Source organism: Nocardia sp. NPDC060255 (assembly GCF_042727395.1).
In the GTDB taxonomy this organism is placed as follows: domain Bacteria; phylum Actinomycetota; class Actinomycetes; order Mycobacteriales; family Mycobacteriaceae; genus Nocardia.
In genome coordinates this window covers 20,743-34,772 of sequence record NZ_JBHXAU010000048.1, presented here as the reverse complement: position 1 = coordinate 34,772, position 14,030 = coordinate 20,743, and the positions used below count along the sequence as shown (strand labels likewise).

Annotated in this window: 13 protein-coding genes; 2 read left to right on the top strand and 11 right to left on the bottom strand. The window is 65.4% G+C overall.

Annotated elements, in window-relative coordinates; translation table 11 throughout:
• Positions 1-150 precede the first annotated feature (150 nt).
• From ACFWF1_RS43475 to ACFWF1_RS43465, 3 genes are read right to left on the bottom strand one after another with little or no spacing between them, the layout of a single operon-like run.
• Positions 151-813, bottom strand: coding sequence for a methionine ABC transporter permease (locus ACFWF1_RS43475; protein ID WP_379289105.1), 663 nt, complete (start codon positions 811-813; stop codon positions 151-153).
• Positions 814-824: 11 nt separating this feature from the next.
• The gene (locus tag ACFWF1_RS43470; RefSeq protein ID WP_379289103.1) at positions 825-1,838 is read right to left on the bottom strand and encodes a methionine ABC transporter ATP-binding protein; all 1,014 of its coding nucleotides are present in this window, start codon (positions 1,836-1,838) and stop codon (positions 825-827) included.
• A complete protein-coding gene (locus ACFWF1_RS43465; RefSeq protein ID WP_379289101.1) occupies positions 1,835-2,710 on the bottom strand; it encodes a MetQ/NlpA family ABC transporter substrate-binding protein in 876 nt (291 codons plus the stop codon). The genes ACFWF1_RS43470 and ACFWF1_RS43465 overlap by 4 nt, the downstream gene beginning before the upstream one ends.
• Positions 2,711-2,842: 132 nt before the next feature.
• Here ACFWF1_RS43465 and ACFWF1_RS43460 point away from each other — a divergent pair, with 132 nt between their 5' ends.
• Positions 2,843-3,709, top strand: coding sequence for a MetQ/NlpA family ABC transporter substrate-binding protein (locus tag ACFWF1_RS43460; protein WP_379289100.1), 867 nt, complete (start codon positions 2,843-2,845; stop codon positions 3,707-3,709).
• A 6-nt stretch (positions 3,710-3,715) separates the two neighbouring features.
• Here ACFWF1_RS43460 and ACFWF1_RS43455 read toward each other — a convergent pair whose 3' ends face one another.
• Positions 3,716-4,753 (bottom strand): isopenicillin N synthase family dioxygenase, encoded by a 1,038-nt coding sequence (locus ACFWF1_RS43455; protein WP_379289098.1) that lies wholly within the window; start codon positions 4,751-4,753, stop codon positions 3,716-3,718.
• Between the two features lie 286 nt (positions 4,754-5,039).
• Between ACFWF1_RS43455 and ACFWF1_RS43450 the strand changes: the two genes are divergently transcribed.
• Positions 5,040-5,948: a hypothetical protein gene (locus ACFWF1_RS43450; RefSeq protein WP_379289096.1), complete on the top strand. Its 909-nt coding sequence runs from the start codon at positions 5,040-5,042 to the stop codon at positions 5,946-5,948.
• A 1,337-nt stretch (positions 5,949-7,285) separates the two neighbouring features.
• On the opposite strand, the gene ACFWF1_RS43445 is transcribed toward ACFWF1_RS43450, so the two are convergent.
• The 7 genes from ACFWF1_RS43445 to ACFWF1_RS43415 form a co-directional block, all read right to left on the bottom strand.
• Positions 7,286-7,654, bottom strand: coding sequence for a metal-sulfur cluster assembly factor (locus ACFWF1_RS43445; RefSeq protein WP_107657857.1), 369 nt, complete (start codon positions 7,652-7,654; stop codon positions 7,286-7,288).
• The gene (gene sufU, locus ACFWF1_RS43440; protein WP_379289093.1) at positions 7,651-8,130 is read right to left on the bottom strand and encodes a Fe-S cluster assembly sulfur transfer protein SufU; all 480 of its coding nucleotides are present in this window, start codon (positions 8,128-8,130) and stop codon (positions 7,651-7,653) included. The genes ACFWF1_RS43445 and sufU overlap by 4 nt, the downstream gene beginning before the upstream one ends.
• Before the next feature lie 3 nt (positions 8,131-8,133).
• A complete protein-coding gene (locus ACFWF1_RS43435) occupies positions 8,134-9,387 on the bottom strand; it encodes a cysteine desulfurase (protein WP_379289091.1) in 1,254 nt (417 codons plus the stop codon).
• A gap of 1 nt (position 9,388) precedes the next feature.
• Positions 9,389-10,207, bottom strand: coding sequence for a Fe-S cluster assembly ATPase SufC (gene sufC / locus ACFWF1_RS43430; protein WP_379289089.1), 819 nt, complete (start codon positions 10,205-10,207; stop codon positions 9,389-9,391).
• Between the two features lie 67 nt (positions 10,208-10,274).
• Positions 10,275-11,483, bottom strand: a complete 1,209-nt coding sequence (gene sufD / locus ACFWF1_RS43425) for a Fe-S cluster assembly protein SufD (RefSeq protein ID WP_379289087.1) — start codon at positions 11,481-11,483, stop codon at positions 10,275-10,277.
• A complete protein-coding gene (gene sufB / locus ACFWF1_RS43420; RefSeq protein ID WP_379289085.1) occupies positions 11,483-12,919 on the bottom strand; it encodes a Fe-S cluster assembly protein SufB in 1,437 nt (478 codons plus the stop codon). Before sufB ends, sufD begins: the two co-directional genes overlap by 1 nt.
• Positions 12,916-13,719, bottom strand: coding sequence for a helix-turn-helix transcriptional regulator (locus tag ACFWF1_RS43415; protein WP_379289083.1), 804 nt, complete (start codon positions 13,717-13,719; stop codon positions 12,916-12,918). Before ACFWF1_RS43415 ends, sufB begins: the two co-directional genes overlap by 4 nt.
• Between the last annotated feature and the right edge of the window lie 311 nt (positions 13,720-14,030).

The following is a 14,030-nucleotide window of genomic DNA, read 5'->3' as shown; positions in this document are numbered from 1 at the left end:
TTGCTCCGCCCACCACCGTTATATCCCCTTTTTTGTGGGGCGCCAGTTTCTGTTGTTTATACGCGCCTGGGGGCCCGCCGCCCTGACCACCCCACACCCGACGGGGGGGTGCCCCCCCCGCGCGGCCCCACCCCTCGTTTGCTTATTACCTCAGCGGCGCAAGACTTTTCGAGCTATCCAGTTGCCGAGGAACTGGATGACCTGCACGCCGGCGATGATGATCAGCGTGGCCACCAGGGTAACCTGCCAGTTGAATCGCTGATAACCCTGGACGAGCGCGAAATCGCCGAGCCCACCGCCGCCGACGGTGCCCGCCATGGCGGAGATGTCGACGATGCCGATCACCGCGAAGGTGTAGCCGAGCACCAGCGGGCCCAGCGCCTCCGGGATCAACAGCGTCAAGATGATGCGCAGCGGCCCGGCGCCGACCGCCCTGGCGGCCTCGATCACCCCGGGGTCGACCGTCACCAGGTTCTGCTCCACGATCCGGGCGATGAACACCGACGCCGCCACGATCATGACGAACGCCGCGGCATCCCCGCCGATGGTGGTGCCGACCACCTTCAACGTCACCGGGCCCAGCGCCGCGAGCAGAATGATGAACGGGATGGGCCGGACCACGTTGACGATCACGTTGAGCAGCAGGTTGATCGGCGCGTTCGCCAGCAGCCCGCCCTTGCGGGTGACGTAGAGCACGGTGCCGAGAAACAGGCCGATCAGGCCGGAGGCCACGAAGGTGAGCAGCACCAGATAGATGGTCTGGCCGATCGCCTCGTACAGCAGCGGCCGGAGAGTGTCCCAATTCGCATGCATAGGTACTCCTTTCAGCCCGTCCGGCGGTGAAGTTCGTCGATGACCTGGTCGATGGCTTCGTCGGGGCCGTGCAACGCCAGGGTGACGCTGCCGAATGTCTTGTCCTGCAACGTACTCACCCCGCCGTAGACCACCTCGAAGCGGACGTCCGCGTGCACCGCGGTGGCCAGTGCCGCGCCGATGCCGCGCCGATCGTCCACGTCCACCGTGATCAGCCTGCCGCCGTGTAGCTCACCGAGCCTGCGCAATTCGTCCTCGGACGGCCGGTTGTGCAGCACCGTGCCCACGAACGACTGCGTCGGCGCCGCCTTCGGGGCCGCGAAAACCTCGAAGGTGCTGGCGAGTTCGACGATGCGGCCCTCCGCGAGCACCGCGACCCGGTCGGCCACCGCGCGGATCACATCCATCTCATGGGTGATCACCACGATGGTGACGCCGAGTTCGCGATTGATCTTCTTCAGCAGGCGCAGCACCTCGCCGGTGGTTTCCGGGTCCAGCGCCGAGGTCGACTCGTCCGCGAGCAGCAGCGACGGTGAGGTCGCCAGCGCGCGGGCGATGCCGACCCGCTGCTTCTGCCCGCCGGACAGCTGATCGGGATAGCTGCGGGCCTTGTCGGACAGCCCGACGAACTCCAGTAACTCCGCGACCCGGGCCTTGCGCTCGGCCCGCTGCCACCCAGCGACCTTGAGCGGATACTCGATATTGCCTGCGGCAGTGCGTGATCGGAACAGGTTGAACTGCTGGAACACCATCCCGATATCGCGGCGCAGTCGCCGCACCTGCGCCTCGCGCACCCCGGTGATCGGGGTGCCCGCGACCTCGACGGTGCCGCTGGTCGGCTTCTCCAGCGCGTTGATCAGCCGGACCAGCGTGCTCTTGCCCGCGCCGGAATAGCCGATCACGCCGAAGATTTCACCCTGCTCGATGCGCAGGTCGATATCGTCCAGCGCGACTTGGGCGTCCGCGCCTTTACCGAAAACCTTCGTGACCGAACGGAACTCGACTGCGGGCGGGTTATCGGTCACTTGCCGTCGCGGATGGACTGCTGCACCCGCTGCAGAATCTGTTCCAGCTCAGGGCCACTGCGCTTCACCTCGACGGCGGTGCCTTTGGTCACCTCGCTGTGCGCCTTCTGCACTTCGGGGTCGTGCCAGAGTTCGACGAGCTGCAGCAGCTTCGGATTGTTCTTGTCTTCGGCCCTGGTCACCAGCGCGTTGATGTACGGCTCGGCCGCCGGGTTCTTCGGATCGTCCTTGTACAGCGCCGAAGTGGGGTCGATGCCGGATCGCTCGAGGAAGGTGTTGTTGATCACCGAGCCGTCCACCGAGGCCAGCGAGAGCGCGGTCTGCGCGGCGTCGACGGTGGTCACCTTGACCTTGGACGCGCCACGGTCGATGTCGGCGGGGGACGGCGAGTTGGTGGTCGAGGACAGCTTCAGCAGCCCGGCCGCCTGCAGTACGAACAGTGCCCGCGCCTGGTTGGTCGGGTCGTTCGGGATCGCGATCTCCCCGCCCTGTGGGATGTCAGCGAGGGTCTTGTGCTTCTTGGAGTACAGGCCCAACGGCACGATATAGGTGGACCCGATCGGCGTCAGGGTGTCGTTGTTCGCGACGTTGTACGCGCCGAGGAACTGCAGGTGCTGGAACAGATTCACGTCGATCTGCTTCTGCGCCAGCGCGAGGTTCGGCTGCTTGTAATCGGAGAAGTTGGTGATCTTCAGCGTGATGCCCTTGTCCTTGGCCCGCTGCTCGAAGACGTCCCAGGCTTTGTCCTTGTCGGTGGTGCCGATGCGCACTACCGTGTCGGAGGAGGCCTTGTCGTCAGAACCGCACGCCGTAAGGGTGAGGGCCGCGGTGGCTACCAGGACCGGGATCGCCAGTACCCGATGGAATTTCACTCGTGCTCCCGAAATGCTTGTCGCTATATGAACCCGGTAATCCAAGCGACCCGGCAACCGGGTAGGCAACGGTTGAGATTGTGGTGAGCAAAACCCTTCCGAAAACTTGGACGACCGTCTAGTTTGGCCGCAATGCGCTTCATGCATCGACTACTGCTGATCCCTCTCCTGTCCGTCCTGGCCATCGCTTCTGTTTCGTGTGGCGCGGAACACCGCGGCGACGTGATTCGCATCGGCGTGAATGACCTCTCATTGCCGCACTGGGACGTGTACAAGAAGAAAGCCGCAGATCAGGGCATCGCGATCGAGTTCGTCAACTTCACCGACTACAACCAGCCCAATCCCGCACTCGCGCAACGCCAGATCGATCTCAACAAGTTCCAGCACGTGCGATACCTGGCCAACTACAACGCCCGCAACAACGACACCCTGGTGCCGATCGGTGCGACCGAGATCTTCCCGCTCACGCTGTACTCGCGTAAGCACAAGTCGGTGGCCGACATCCCGCAGGGCGGCCAGATCACGTTGAGCAACAACTCGGCGAACCAGGTGCGGCCGCTGCTCAGCCTGGCCGCGGCCGGGCTGATCGTGCTGAAGGGCGGTGCCAGTTGGGATTCCAAGATCGAGGACGTGGACACCGCCGCGTCCAAGGTGAAGCTGACGCCCATCGATCCGACCCTGACCGCGCAGTCGCTCAGCAGTGTCGATGCCGCGTTCGTCGACGACACCTTCGCTCGCCCAGCGGGTTTGACGAAGAACGACACGATCTACACCGATGACCCGGAACTGCCGGCGCTCAAGCAGTACATCAACATCTTCGCCGCCCGCGCCGCGGACAAGGACAACCCGACGCTGCTGAAACTCGCTCGGCTGTACCACGATCCGGAGGTCGAAGCCGCGGTGCGCGCCGAGACCGGGTACGAGGGCATCTTCAAGACCAACGAACCGGCCGATTTGCAGGCGACAGCGACCGAGCTGGAAGCCAAGTTCCGCAAGTAGTTTCGGCTACGGGCGCGCCGAGAGAGCCCGCGCGGCTTCTCTCGGCGCGTTCGTATTCGGTTGCAGGCCACGGGAACCGGCGAGCTTCGCCTGCACGTGCTCGGAGACCGTGATCGGTGCGTACTTGCTGCCGGCGCCTATGCAGGAGGGCAAAGTCTCGATCAGTGCGTCGAAATTGCCATCGTGGAAAAACGCTGCGCTGCGGCGTCGTTCGACGGTGCCGTCGACGATCGGCGGCATCACCCGGTGCAGGGTGGAGAGCCAGCGTTCGTTCGTCCAGCGGGCCATCAGGTCGCCGAGATTGATCAGCAGCGCGTCGTCGGCGGGTTGCACGTCGTGCCAATGGCCGTCCGCGCCGAGCACCTGCAGGCCGGGCACCTGGTCGGCCCACAGGACGGTGACGATGCCGTAATCGGTGTGCTCGCCCATGCCTTTCAGTTCGCCGTCGAGGTCGACGCTGCCCGGCGGCAGCGCATAGTTGTTCATGCGCAACACATTCAGCGAGTGGTCGGTGAAGCGGTCGAAGTATCCGGTGGGCAGGTCGAGGGCGTCGGCGAAAATCGTGGTGAGGGTGCCCGCGACCCGTGCGGCCTCGACGTAGTACGTCAGCACTCGCTGCTGGAACGTGGGAAGCTGTGCGGGCCAGACATTTTCGGCGTAGCCCGCCGCCGCGGGCAAATCCAGCCCTGGATAGTCGGCGGTGGTAGTGCCGATATTGAACGCCTCGAAGAAATCGTTCATCCGCGTCGCCGACGCCACCCCGAGGCTCAAACTCAAGCTCTCGCTCTTGGGCGGCGAATAGCCCCGATTGAACTCGACCGCCGTCCGGTAGGCCGCCTTCGTCGCCTGATCGAGGGCGAAGAAATCATCGAGCGCGGCCGCGAACTCATCGAGCACCGATTGCGCGATCCCATGCCCGCGAATCTGCATGAACCCGACCTGCTGGGCCGCCGCATCGATCTGCTGCGCCACCACCGCTCGCTCCGCAGGGCTCGCACCGCTGACGTATGCGGAAATATCGATAACGGGAACCTGAAACTCCACGACGAACCGTCCTTCCAGTAACCGATAACCGCTCCAAGCATGGAACGCACCGGCGTCCCCACCCGCACGTTCGAGTTACATTCCGGTAACGCAATTTCCGCCGCCGCCGGGTGGCGTGTCGAGCATTTCAAGATCAAGAGAGTCTTATGGCTGCTGCCCAAGGTCGTATAGCGACCATACGACTCTTCTCGACGGTATATCCCCAGGGGGTGAGTTGTGCACAGAGATGTTGTATGGGCTGGTGGGGCGGGGGCGGGGAGGCTGGGCCGGAGGGATGCTGAGTTGCATGCGGGCACAGTTGGCGGGGTTGCGGGACAAGCAGTTCGGTGTTTTTACCGCGGCTCAGGTGCGGGGCGAGTACACGCGGGCGGAGTTGCGGGCTCGGGTCTGGCGGGGTGAGTGGGTACGGGTGTTTCATGGCGTGTATCGAGAGGCGGGGACTCCGGAACTGGTGGAATTGCGGGTCGAAGCGGCGCGGCTGTCGATGAGGTTGCCGGTGGTCGTTGCCTCCCACGCCACGGCCGCTGAGTTGCATGGCTTTTCCGTGATCGAGAGTGCGGCGACACATGTGATCGGGAAGCAGCGGTCCCGGTCGAAGCAGCTGGTGGTCCATCAGGATCGGGTCGACTCCGCGAATCTGGCGGTGGTCAAAGGGACGTTGACGACGAATCCGGTGCGCACCGCGGTGGATCTGGCGCGCACACTCAATCGGCTGGATGCGTTGGCCACAGTGGATGCCGCGCTGCGGCTGGGACTTTCGCAGTCGGCACTGGAGGAAGAAGTCGCGCGGCACCGCGGGCGACGCGGGTTTCGGCAGGCGGCCGAGTTGGTAGGAGTCGCGGACGGGCGGTCCGAATCCCCGATGGAGTCACGCACCCGGTTGCGGTGCATCGACGCCGGATTACCGCATCCGGAACCACAGGTGGAAGTAGCGACACGTGATGGCCCCCGACGCTTGGACCTAGGTTGGCGGCAATCCCGAATCGGCCTGGAATACGACAGTGCCGCTTGGCATTCCGGGCCGCACGCGGCCGCACGAGACACCGCCCGCCACAACACCCTCTCACCACCCAAGGCTGGACAATCTTCTACGCCACCGCCCGCGAAGTCCTCCACCACCCACACCTCTTCACCGACCCCATCAGGCACGCCCTCATCGAACAGAGTCAAATGGTCGCAAGTCGATCAAGAATGACGACCATTTGACTCTGCTCGATACAACCGTGGCCCCCTCCCCGCGCAGGCACCCGATTGGGGTGGTCGGTGCCGGACTTCCCGACTCTGAGCCGCTGGAGGTCCAGACCCCGGACGGCCCCCGCCGACTCGCCTCTCGGGGGGCCACAACACCGCATCGGACTCGAATATGACAGCGTCGCTTCGCATTCGGGAACAAACGCCGCCGCAGTAACAACTCCCGCCACAACCATCACGCTACCCAGGACTGAACAATCTTCTACGCCACCGGCCCGGGACGACCTCCACCCCTCTTGCCTGCACCGAGTCCATCAGGTCCGCCCTCCAACGGGCAGCGCGCGCTCGTCGAGCAGAGTCAAATGGTCGCAAGTCGATCAAGGATGACGACCATTTGACTCTGCTCGATACAATCTTGGCCCCCTCCCCGCGCAGGCACCCGATTGGGGTGGTTGGGTGCCGGACTTCCCTACTCTGAGCCGCAACCGGAGGTCCAGACCCCGGCCGGCCCTCGCCGACTCGCCTCTCGGGGGGCCACAACACCGCATCGGACTCGAATATGACAGCGTCGCTTCGCATTCGGGGATGCACGCCGCCGCAAGTGAACAACACCTGCCACAACCATCACGCTACGCAAGGCGGGACAATCTTCTACGTCACCGGGCCGCGAAGTCCTCCACCACCCACACCTCTTCACCGACCCCATCAGGTCCGCCCTCCACCGGGCAGCGCGCTCATCGAGCAGAGTCAAATGGTCGCCAGTCGATCATGGATGACGACCATTTGACTCTGCTCGATACAACCTTGGCCCCTCTCCCCGCGCAGGCACCCGATTGGGGTGGTTCGGTGCCGGACTTCCCCACTCTGAGCCGCAACCGGAGGTCCAGACCCGGCCGGCCCCCGCCGACTCGACCCCAGGCGGCCCCCGCCGACTCGACCTCGGGCCGCAGCACCGCATTCGGGGGATGCACGCGAACAACACCCGCCAATCTCGCTGCCCAAGGCTGGACAATCTTCTACGCCGCCGGGCTGGGACATTGTCCACCACCCTCATGCCTTCACCGCGCGGCACAACCGGATCATTGAGGTGGGACATAGGATCGCTAAAAGATCTTCGACAGCAACCATTTGACTCGACTCGATGATCCGGCGTCTCTGACCACTGACAGTGGGCGCGTTGGAACGCAGACGTTGCCTATCCCTAGTTGCGGCAGGGAAAAGCTGGGGGTGGCACTCGATGTGCTCTGCGCTATTCAGTTGTTCCCACGTACGACAACAGCCGCTGTGGTGATGCCCTGTGACGAGGGCATTCCGTTCAGCGGCTGTTGGTAAGAGGTGGGCTCAGACGGTGAAGCCGAGGGCGCGGAGTTGTTCGCGGCCGTCTTCGGTGATCTTGTCGGGGCCCCAGGGGGGCATCCAGACCCAGTTGATTTTGAGGTCGTCTACCAGGCCGCTGCGGACGAGGGCGTTGCGGGATTGGTCCTCGATGACGTCGGTGAGGGGGCAGGCGGCGGAGGTGAGGGTCATGTCGAGGATGGCTACCTCGTCCTGGACGGACAGGCCGTAGACGAGGCCGAGGTCGACGACGTTGATGCCGAGTTCGGGGTCGACGACGTCGCGCATGGCCTCCTCGAGGTCCTCGAGGCGCTTGATGTCCTCGGCGGACAGCTCGACCTGCTCAGCTGTCTCGGTTGCCGGTGTGTCGGTCATGCCTTGTCCCCGTTTCCCATCGAACGTTGCGCCTCTTCTGCCGAGGTTATCCGGACGACCGCGTCTTTGAACGCCATCCAGCCGAGCAGCGCGCATTTGACGCGTGCCGGGTACTTGGCGACGCCGACGAAGGCGATGCCGTCACCGATCATGTCCTCGTCGCCTTCGACGGCGCCGCGGCTGGAGATCATCTCGTGGTACGAGTCGACCACCTTCAGCGCCTGCTGCACCGGCAGGCCGATCACCTGGTCGGTGAGCACCGAGGTGGAGGCCTGGCTGATCGAGCAGCCCTGACCGTCGTAGGAGACGTCGGCGACATCGCCGTTGTCGTCGAGCTGCACGCGCAAAGTGACCTCGTCACCGCAGGTCGGGTTCACGTGGTGCACTTCGGCACCGAACGGCTCCCGCAACCCGCGGTGGTGCGGGTGCTTGTAGTGGTCCAGGATCACTTCCTGGTACATCTGCTCCATGCGCATGTTCTATACAACTCCGAAGAAGCTCTGAGCCTTCCGCACGGCCGCGACCAGTGCGTCCACCTCATCGAGGGTGTTGTAGGCGGCGAACGAGGCGCGCGCGGTGGCAGGCACGCCGAGCCTGCGCATCAGCGGCCACGCGCAGTGGTGACCGACCCGCACCGCGACACCTTCGTCATCGAGAATCTGCCCGACGTCGTGCGCGTGGATCCCGTCGACCACGAACGACACCGCGCCACCGCGATCCACGTTCTCGACCGGACCGATGATCCGCACCCCGTCGATCGCACTCAGGCCTTCGATCGCGGCACCGACCAGCGAATGTTCATGCTCCGCAACGGCATCCATGCCGAGCGCTTCGAGATACCGTACGGCAGCGCCCAATCCGACGACCTGCGAGGTCATCGGCACGCCCGCCTCGAACCGCTGCGGCGGCGCCGCGAAGGTGGTCGCCTCCATCGTGACGGTCTCGATCATCGAGCCACCGGTGATGAACGGCGGCGTCTCCGCGAGCAGCGCGCGCCGCCCGTACAGCACGCCGACACCGGACGGACCGAACATCTTGTGCCCGGAGAACGCGGCGAAGTCGACGCCGAGCTCACGGAAGTCCACCGGCATATGCGGCACCGACTGGCAGGCATCGAGCACCGTCAGTGCGCCGACAGCCTTTGCGCGGCGGACCAATTCGGCGACATCGGTGATCGCACCGGTCACGTTGGACTGATGCGTGAACGCGACAACCTTGGTGGCAGGCGACAATTCGAGCGAATCGAGATCGATCCGGCCGTCGTCGGTCACGCCGTACCACTTCAGCGTCGCACCGGTCCGACGCGCAAGCTCTTGCCACGGAACGAGATTCGCGTGATGTTCCAGCTCGGTGATGACGATCTCGTCACCGGGCCCGACGTGGTACGGGAACCGATCGTCGGCGAACGAGTACGTCACCAGGTTCAGCGATTCGGTCGCGTTCTTGGTGAACACGATCTCGTCGGCCTCGACCCCGACGAACCGGGCGATATCCGCGCGAGCGTTCTCGTAGGCGTCGGTCGCCTCCTCGGCCAGCTGATGCGCACCGCGGTGCACGGCCGAATTGTGCGTCACCAGGAACTCACGTTCCGCGTCGAGCACCGCCAGGGGCCGCTGCGAGGTGGCGCCGGAGTCCAGGTACACCAACGGTTTCCCGTCCCGAACCGTGCGGCTCAGGATCGGGAAGTCGGCCCGGATGCGGGCCACGTCGAGGGTGCGGACCGTGGCGGTCATATCAAGCTCCTGCAGGGGCAGACACGGGGACGGCAGTCGGCGAAGCCGACGGGGTGGGTGAGCTCTGAGTGAAACGGACGTAGCCGTTGGCGTCGAGTTCGTCGGCCAGTTCCGAGCCGCCCTCGGCGACGATGCGGCCGCCGACGAAGACGTGCACGAATTCCGGCTCGATGTAGCGCAGGATCCGGGTGTAGTGCGTGATCAGCAGCACGCCGCCGTTCTCGCGCTCCTTGTAGCGGTTGACGCCCTCGGAGACGATGCGCAGCGCGTCGACGTCCAGGCCGGAGTCGGTCTCGTCCAGGATGGCGATCTTCGGCTTGAGCAGGCCCAGCTGCAGGATCTCGTGACGCTTCTTCTCGCCGCCGGAGAAGCCCTCGTTCACGTTGCGCTCGGCGAAGGCCGGGTCGATCTCCAGCTCGGCCATCGACTCCTTGACTTCCTTCACCCAGTGCCGCAGCTTGGGCGCCTCGCCGCGCACGGCGGTGGCGGCGGTACGCAGGAAGTTCGAGGTGGACACACCGGGGACCTCGACCGGGTACTGCATGGCCAGGAACAGGCCCGCGCGCGCCCGCTCGTCGACGGTCATCGCGAGGACGTCCTCGCCGTCGAGGGTGATCGAGCCGGAGGTCACCGTGTACTTCGGGTGGCCGGCGATCGCGTACGAGAGGGTCGACTTGCCGGAGCCGTTGGGGCCCATGATGGCGTGCGTCTCACCGGACTTGATGGTGAGGTCGACGCCCTTCAGGATCTTGATGGGCTCGCCGGAGGCGTCCGGGTTGGCGACCTCGACGTGCAGGTCCTTGATTTCCAGGGTGGTCATCGAATTCGAGTTCCTTTGTGGGAGTGAGTGGCTGTGTTGTTGTGCGCGACCTGCAAGCAGTCGCGCATCAGACGCCGACAGCGGCGAGCTCGGCCTCGATGGCCGACTCCAGCCGCTCCCGGATCTCGGGGACCGCGATCTTCTGGATGATCTCCTGGAAGAAGCCGCGCACGACCAGCCGCCGCGCCACGTCTTCCGGGATGCCGCGGGCGCGCAGGTAGAACAGCTGCTCGTCGTCGAAGCGGCCGGTGGCGCTGGCGTGACCGGCGCCGGCGATCTCGCCGGTCTCGATCTCCAGGTTCGGCACCGAGTCGGCGCGCGCGCCGTCGGTGAGCACCAGGTTGCGGTTCACCTCGAAGGTGTCGGTGCCTTCGGCGGCGGCGCGGATCAGCACATCGCCGACCCACACGGTCCGCGCGTCACCCTTGGGTGAATCCGGATCGCCTTGCAGCGCACCCTTGTACAGCACGTTCGACTTGCAGTTCGGCTGCGAGTGGTCGATGAGCAGGCGCTGCTCGAAGTGCTGTCCCGCGTCGGCGAAGTAGAGGCCGAGCAGTTCGGCGTCGCCGCCGGGACCCGCGTAGCGGACGGTTCCGGTGAGGCGAACCAGCTCGCCGCCGAGCGTGACCGCGATGTGCCGCAGCGTGGCGTCGCGGCCGAGCAGCGCGTGGTGCGCGGTCGCGTTGACGGTGTCGTCGGCCCAGTCCTGCACCGCGACGACGGTCAGCTTGGCGCTGTCGCCGAGCACGAATTCGACGTTCTCCGCGTAGGTTCCGCTGCCACGCTGGTCGATGACCACGGTGGCGGTGGCGAAGTTGCCGAGCCGGATCTGCAGGTGGCCGTAGGCGGTCCGGCCCTCGCCGGGGCCGGTGACCGTGACGACGACCGGTTCGGCGACCTCGGTCTCCGCGCCGACCGACACCACGGTGGCCGACTCGAAGCCCGAGAACGCCTGGGCGGCAACACGATCCGCGGGCGTGCCGGCGGCGCCGAGGCGCGCGTCGTCGCGCCCGACGGTCTCCACCTGGACGCCGTCGACCGAGCTGACCTCGACCGTGGCCTGACCGTCGCGGACAGCGGAGCCGTCGTGCAGCCCGCGCAGTCGGCGCAGCGGGGTGAACCGCCACTCCTCGTCGCGACCCGAGGGCACCTCGAAGGCGTTGACGTCGAACGAGGTGAAGACCTCGCCCTTGTTGGTCGCGGCCCCAGCGCCCGGGTTCTGAATCGGCTTCGCAGGGTTCTCGCCCTCGACCGCTCCAATGACACCTGTCGCCATCAGCCGACGGCTCCTTCCATCTGCAGCTCGATGAGCCGGTTCAATTCCAACGCGTATTCCATCGGCAGTTCCTTGGCGATGGGCTCGACGAAGCCGCGCACCACCATGGCCATTGCCTCGTCCTCGGTCATGCCGCGGCTCATCAGGTAGAACAGCTGGTCCTCGGAGACCTTCGAGACCGTGGCCTCGTGGCCCATCGTCACGTCGTCCTCGCGGATGTCGACGTACGGGTAGGTGTCCGAGCGGCTGATCGTATCGACAAGCAGCGCATCGCATTTCACGGTCGACCTGGACCCGTACGCGCCCTTGTTCACCTGCACGAGGCCGCGGTAGGAGGCCCGGCCGCCGCCGCGCGCCACCGACTTGCTGATGATGTTCGAGGAGGTGTGCGGCGCCAGGTGCAGCATCTTCGCGCCGGTGTCCTGGTGCTGGCCCTCGCCGGCGAACGCCACCGAGAGCACCTCGCCGCGGGCGTACTCGCCGGTCATCCAGACCGCCGGGTACTTCATGGTGACCTTGGAGCCGATGTTGCCGTCGACCCACTCCATGGTCGCGCCCGCCTCCGCCTTGGCCCGCTTGGTGACCAGGTTGTAGACGTTGTTCGACCAGTTCTGGATGGTGGTGTAGCGGCAGCGGCCGCCCTTCTTCACGATGATCTCGACCACCGCGGAGTGCAGCGAGTCCGACTTGTAGATCGGCGCGGTGCAGCCCTCGACGTAGTGCACGTAGGCGCCCTCGTCGACGATGATCAGGGTCCGCTCGAACTGGCCCATGTTCTCGGTGTTGATCCGGAAGTAGGCCTGCAGCGGGATGTCGACGTGCACGCCCGGCGGCACGTAGATGAACGAACCACCCGACCACACCGCGGTATTCAGCGCGGAGAACTTGTTGTCGCCCGCCGGGATCACCGAGCCGAAGTACTGCTTGAAGATTTCCGGGTGCTCCTTCAACGCCGTGTCGGTGTCGAGGAAGATGACGCCCTGCTTCTCCAGGTCCTCACGGATGGAGTGGTAGACGACCTCGGACTCGTACTGCGCCGCGACACCGGAGACCAGACGCTGCTTCTCCGCCTCCGGGATGCCGAGCTTGTCGTAGGTGTTCTTGATGTCCTCGGGCAGGTCGTCCCAGGTGGCGGCCTGCTTCTCGCTGGAGCGGACGAAGTACTTGATGTTGTCGAAGTCGATGCCGTCGAGGTTGGAGCCCCAGTTCGGCATGGGCTTGCGGTCGAAGATGCGCAGCGCCTTGAGCCGGATGTCGAGCATCCAGTCCTGCTCGCTCTTCTTCTCCGAGATGTCGCGAACAACCGCCTCGGACAGGCCTCGTTGCGCGCTGGCTCCGGCCACATCCGAATCGGCCCAGCCGTAGCCGTATTTGCCCAGGGAAGCGATGGTCTCTTCCTGAGTGAGCGGCTGCACCTGGTCGGTGGTTGTCGTCATTCGGCACTCCTTCCGGAGTCGTTCGTTCGTACCACTGCGGGCTGTGCAGCGATTTCTGGTGAAGTTTTGGTGGTAATCGGTAGTACGAGCAGCGGCACGTGCGTCGTGCACGCGCAGTCGCCGTTGGCGATCGTGGCCAGCCGCTGCACGTGCGTGCCGAGCAGGTCACGGAACGCCTCGAGTTCCGCCTCGCACAACTGCGGGAATTCCTCCGCGACGTGCGCGACCGGGCAGTGATGCTGGCAGATCTGCACGCCGTTGCCCACCTTGCGGGTGGAGGCGGCGAAACCGGCCTCGGTGAACGCGTCCGCGATCTCCTCGGCCTTGGCCTCGGTCTGCTGCGGGGTGTGCTCGTCGACCGGTGCGATCCCGGCCACGATAGTCCTGGCGCGTTTCCTGGCGAACTCGGCAATGGCTTGGTCGCCACCGATCTCGCCGAGCTGGCGGATCGCCGCGCCGGCCAGGTCGTCGTAGGCGTGACCCAACTGGCCACGGCCCGCGGCGGTGAGTTGATACTGCTTGGCGGGACGGCCGCGACCCTTCTGCTGCCACGGCGCGGACCTGCTGGCCCGTGCCTGACCGGAGTCGATCAGTGCGTCGAGGTGGCGCCGCACGCCGGCCGGCGCCAGTCCCAGGGTGGTGCCGATGGCGGTCGCGGTGATCGGGCCCTCTTCCAGCAGCAGCTGGACGATGGCCGCGCGGGTGTGCCCCTCGCCCGCGGTCGTGGGCGCAGCAGACGTTCCGGTACCGGCCTTACGACCAGCCCTTTCGTCCTCGCTCCGCAAACCCACGGTTTTCACAACATCAGTGTGGCGGAATTCGTTCCCGAAATCTAATAAGGGTGCCCTGAGTTCTCGGGGCTCGTGACCTGCATAGACCGCTGTTGCCGGGTCGCCGGGAGTGTGATCGATGCTGCGGCGGAGTTGCCGATCATGGTCGGATCGGCCCGTTATTTAAGCCGAACCTTAAAACGGCCGCAAATATGCGCCCTGAGCTGCGGTTTCAACGAGCACACCCAGAACGCTCGGGCGTGCGAGCTGTTCGCGGTCGAAGCGTCGGCCACTTCGGCGACCGACGCTTCGACGATCAATCTCGCGTTCATCGTGTCCAG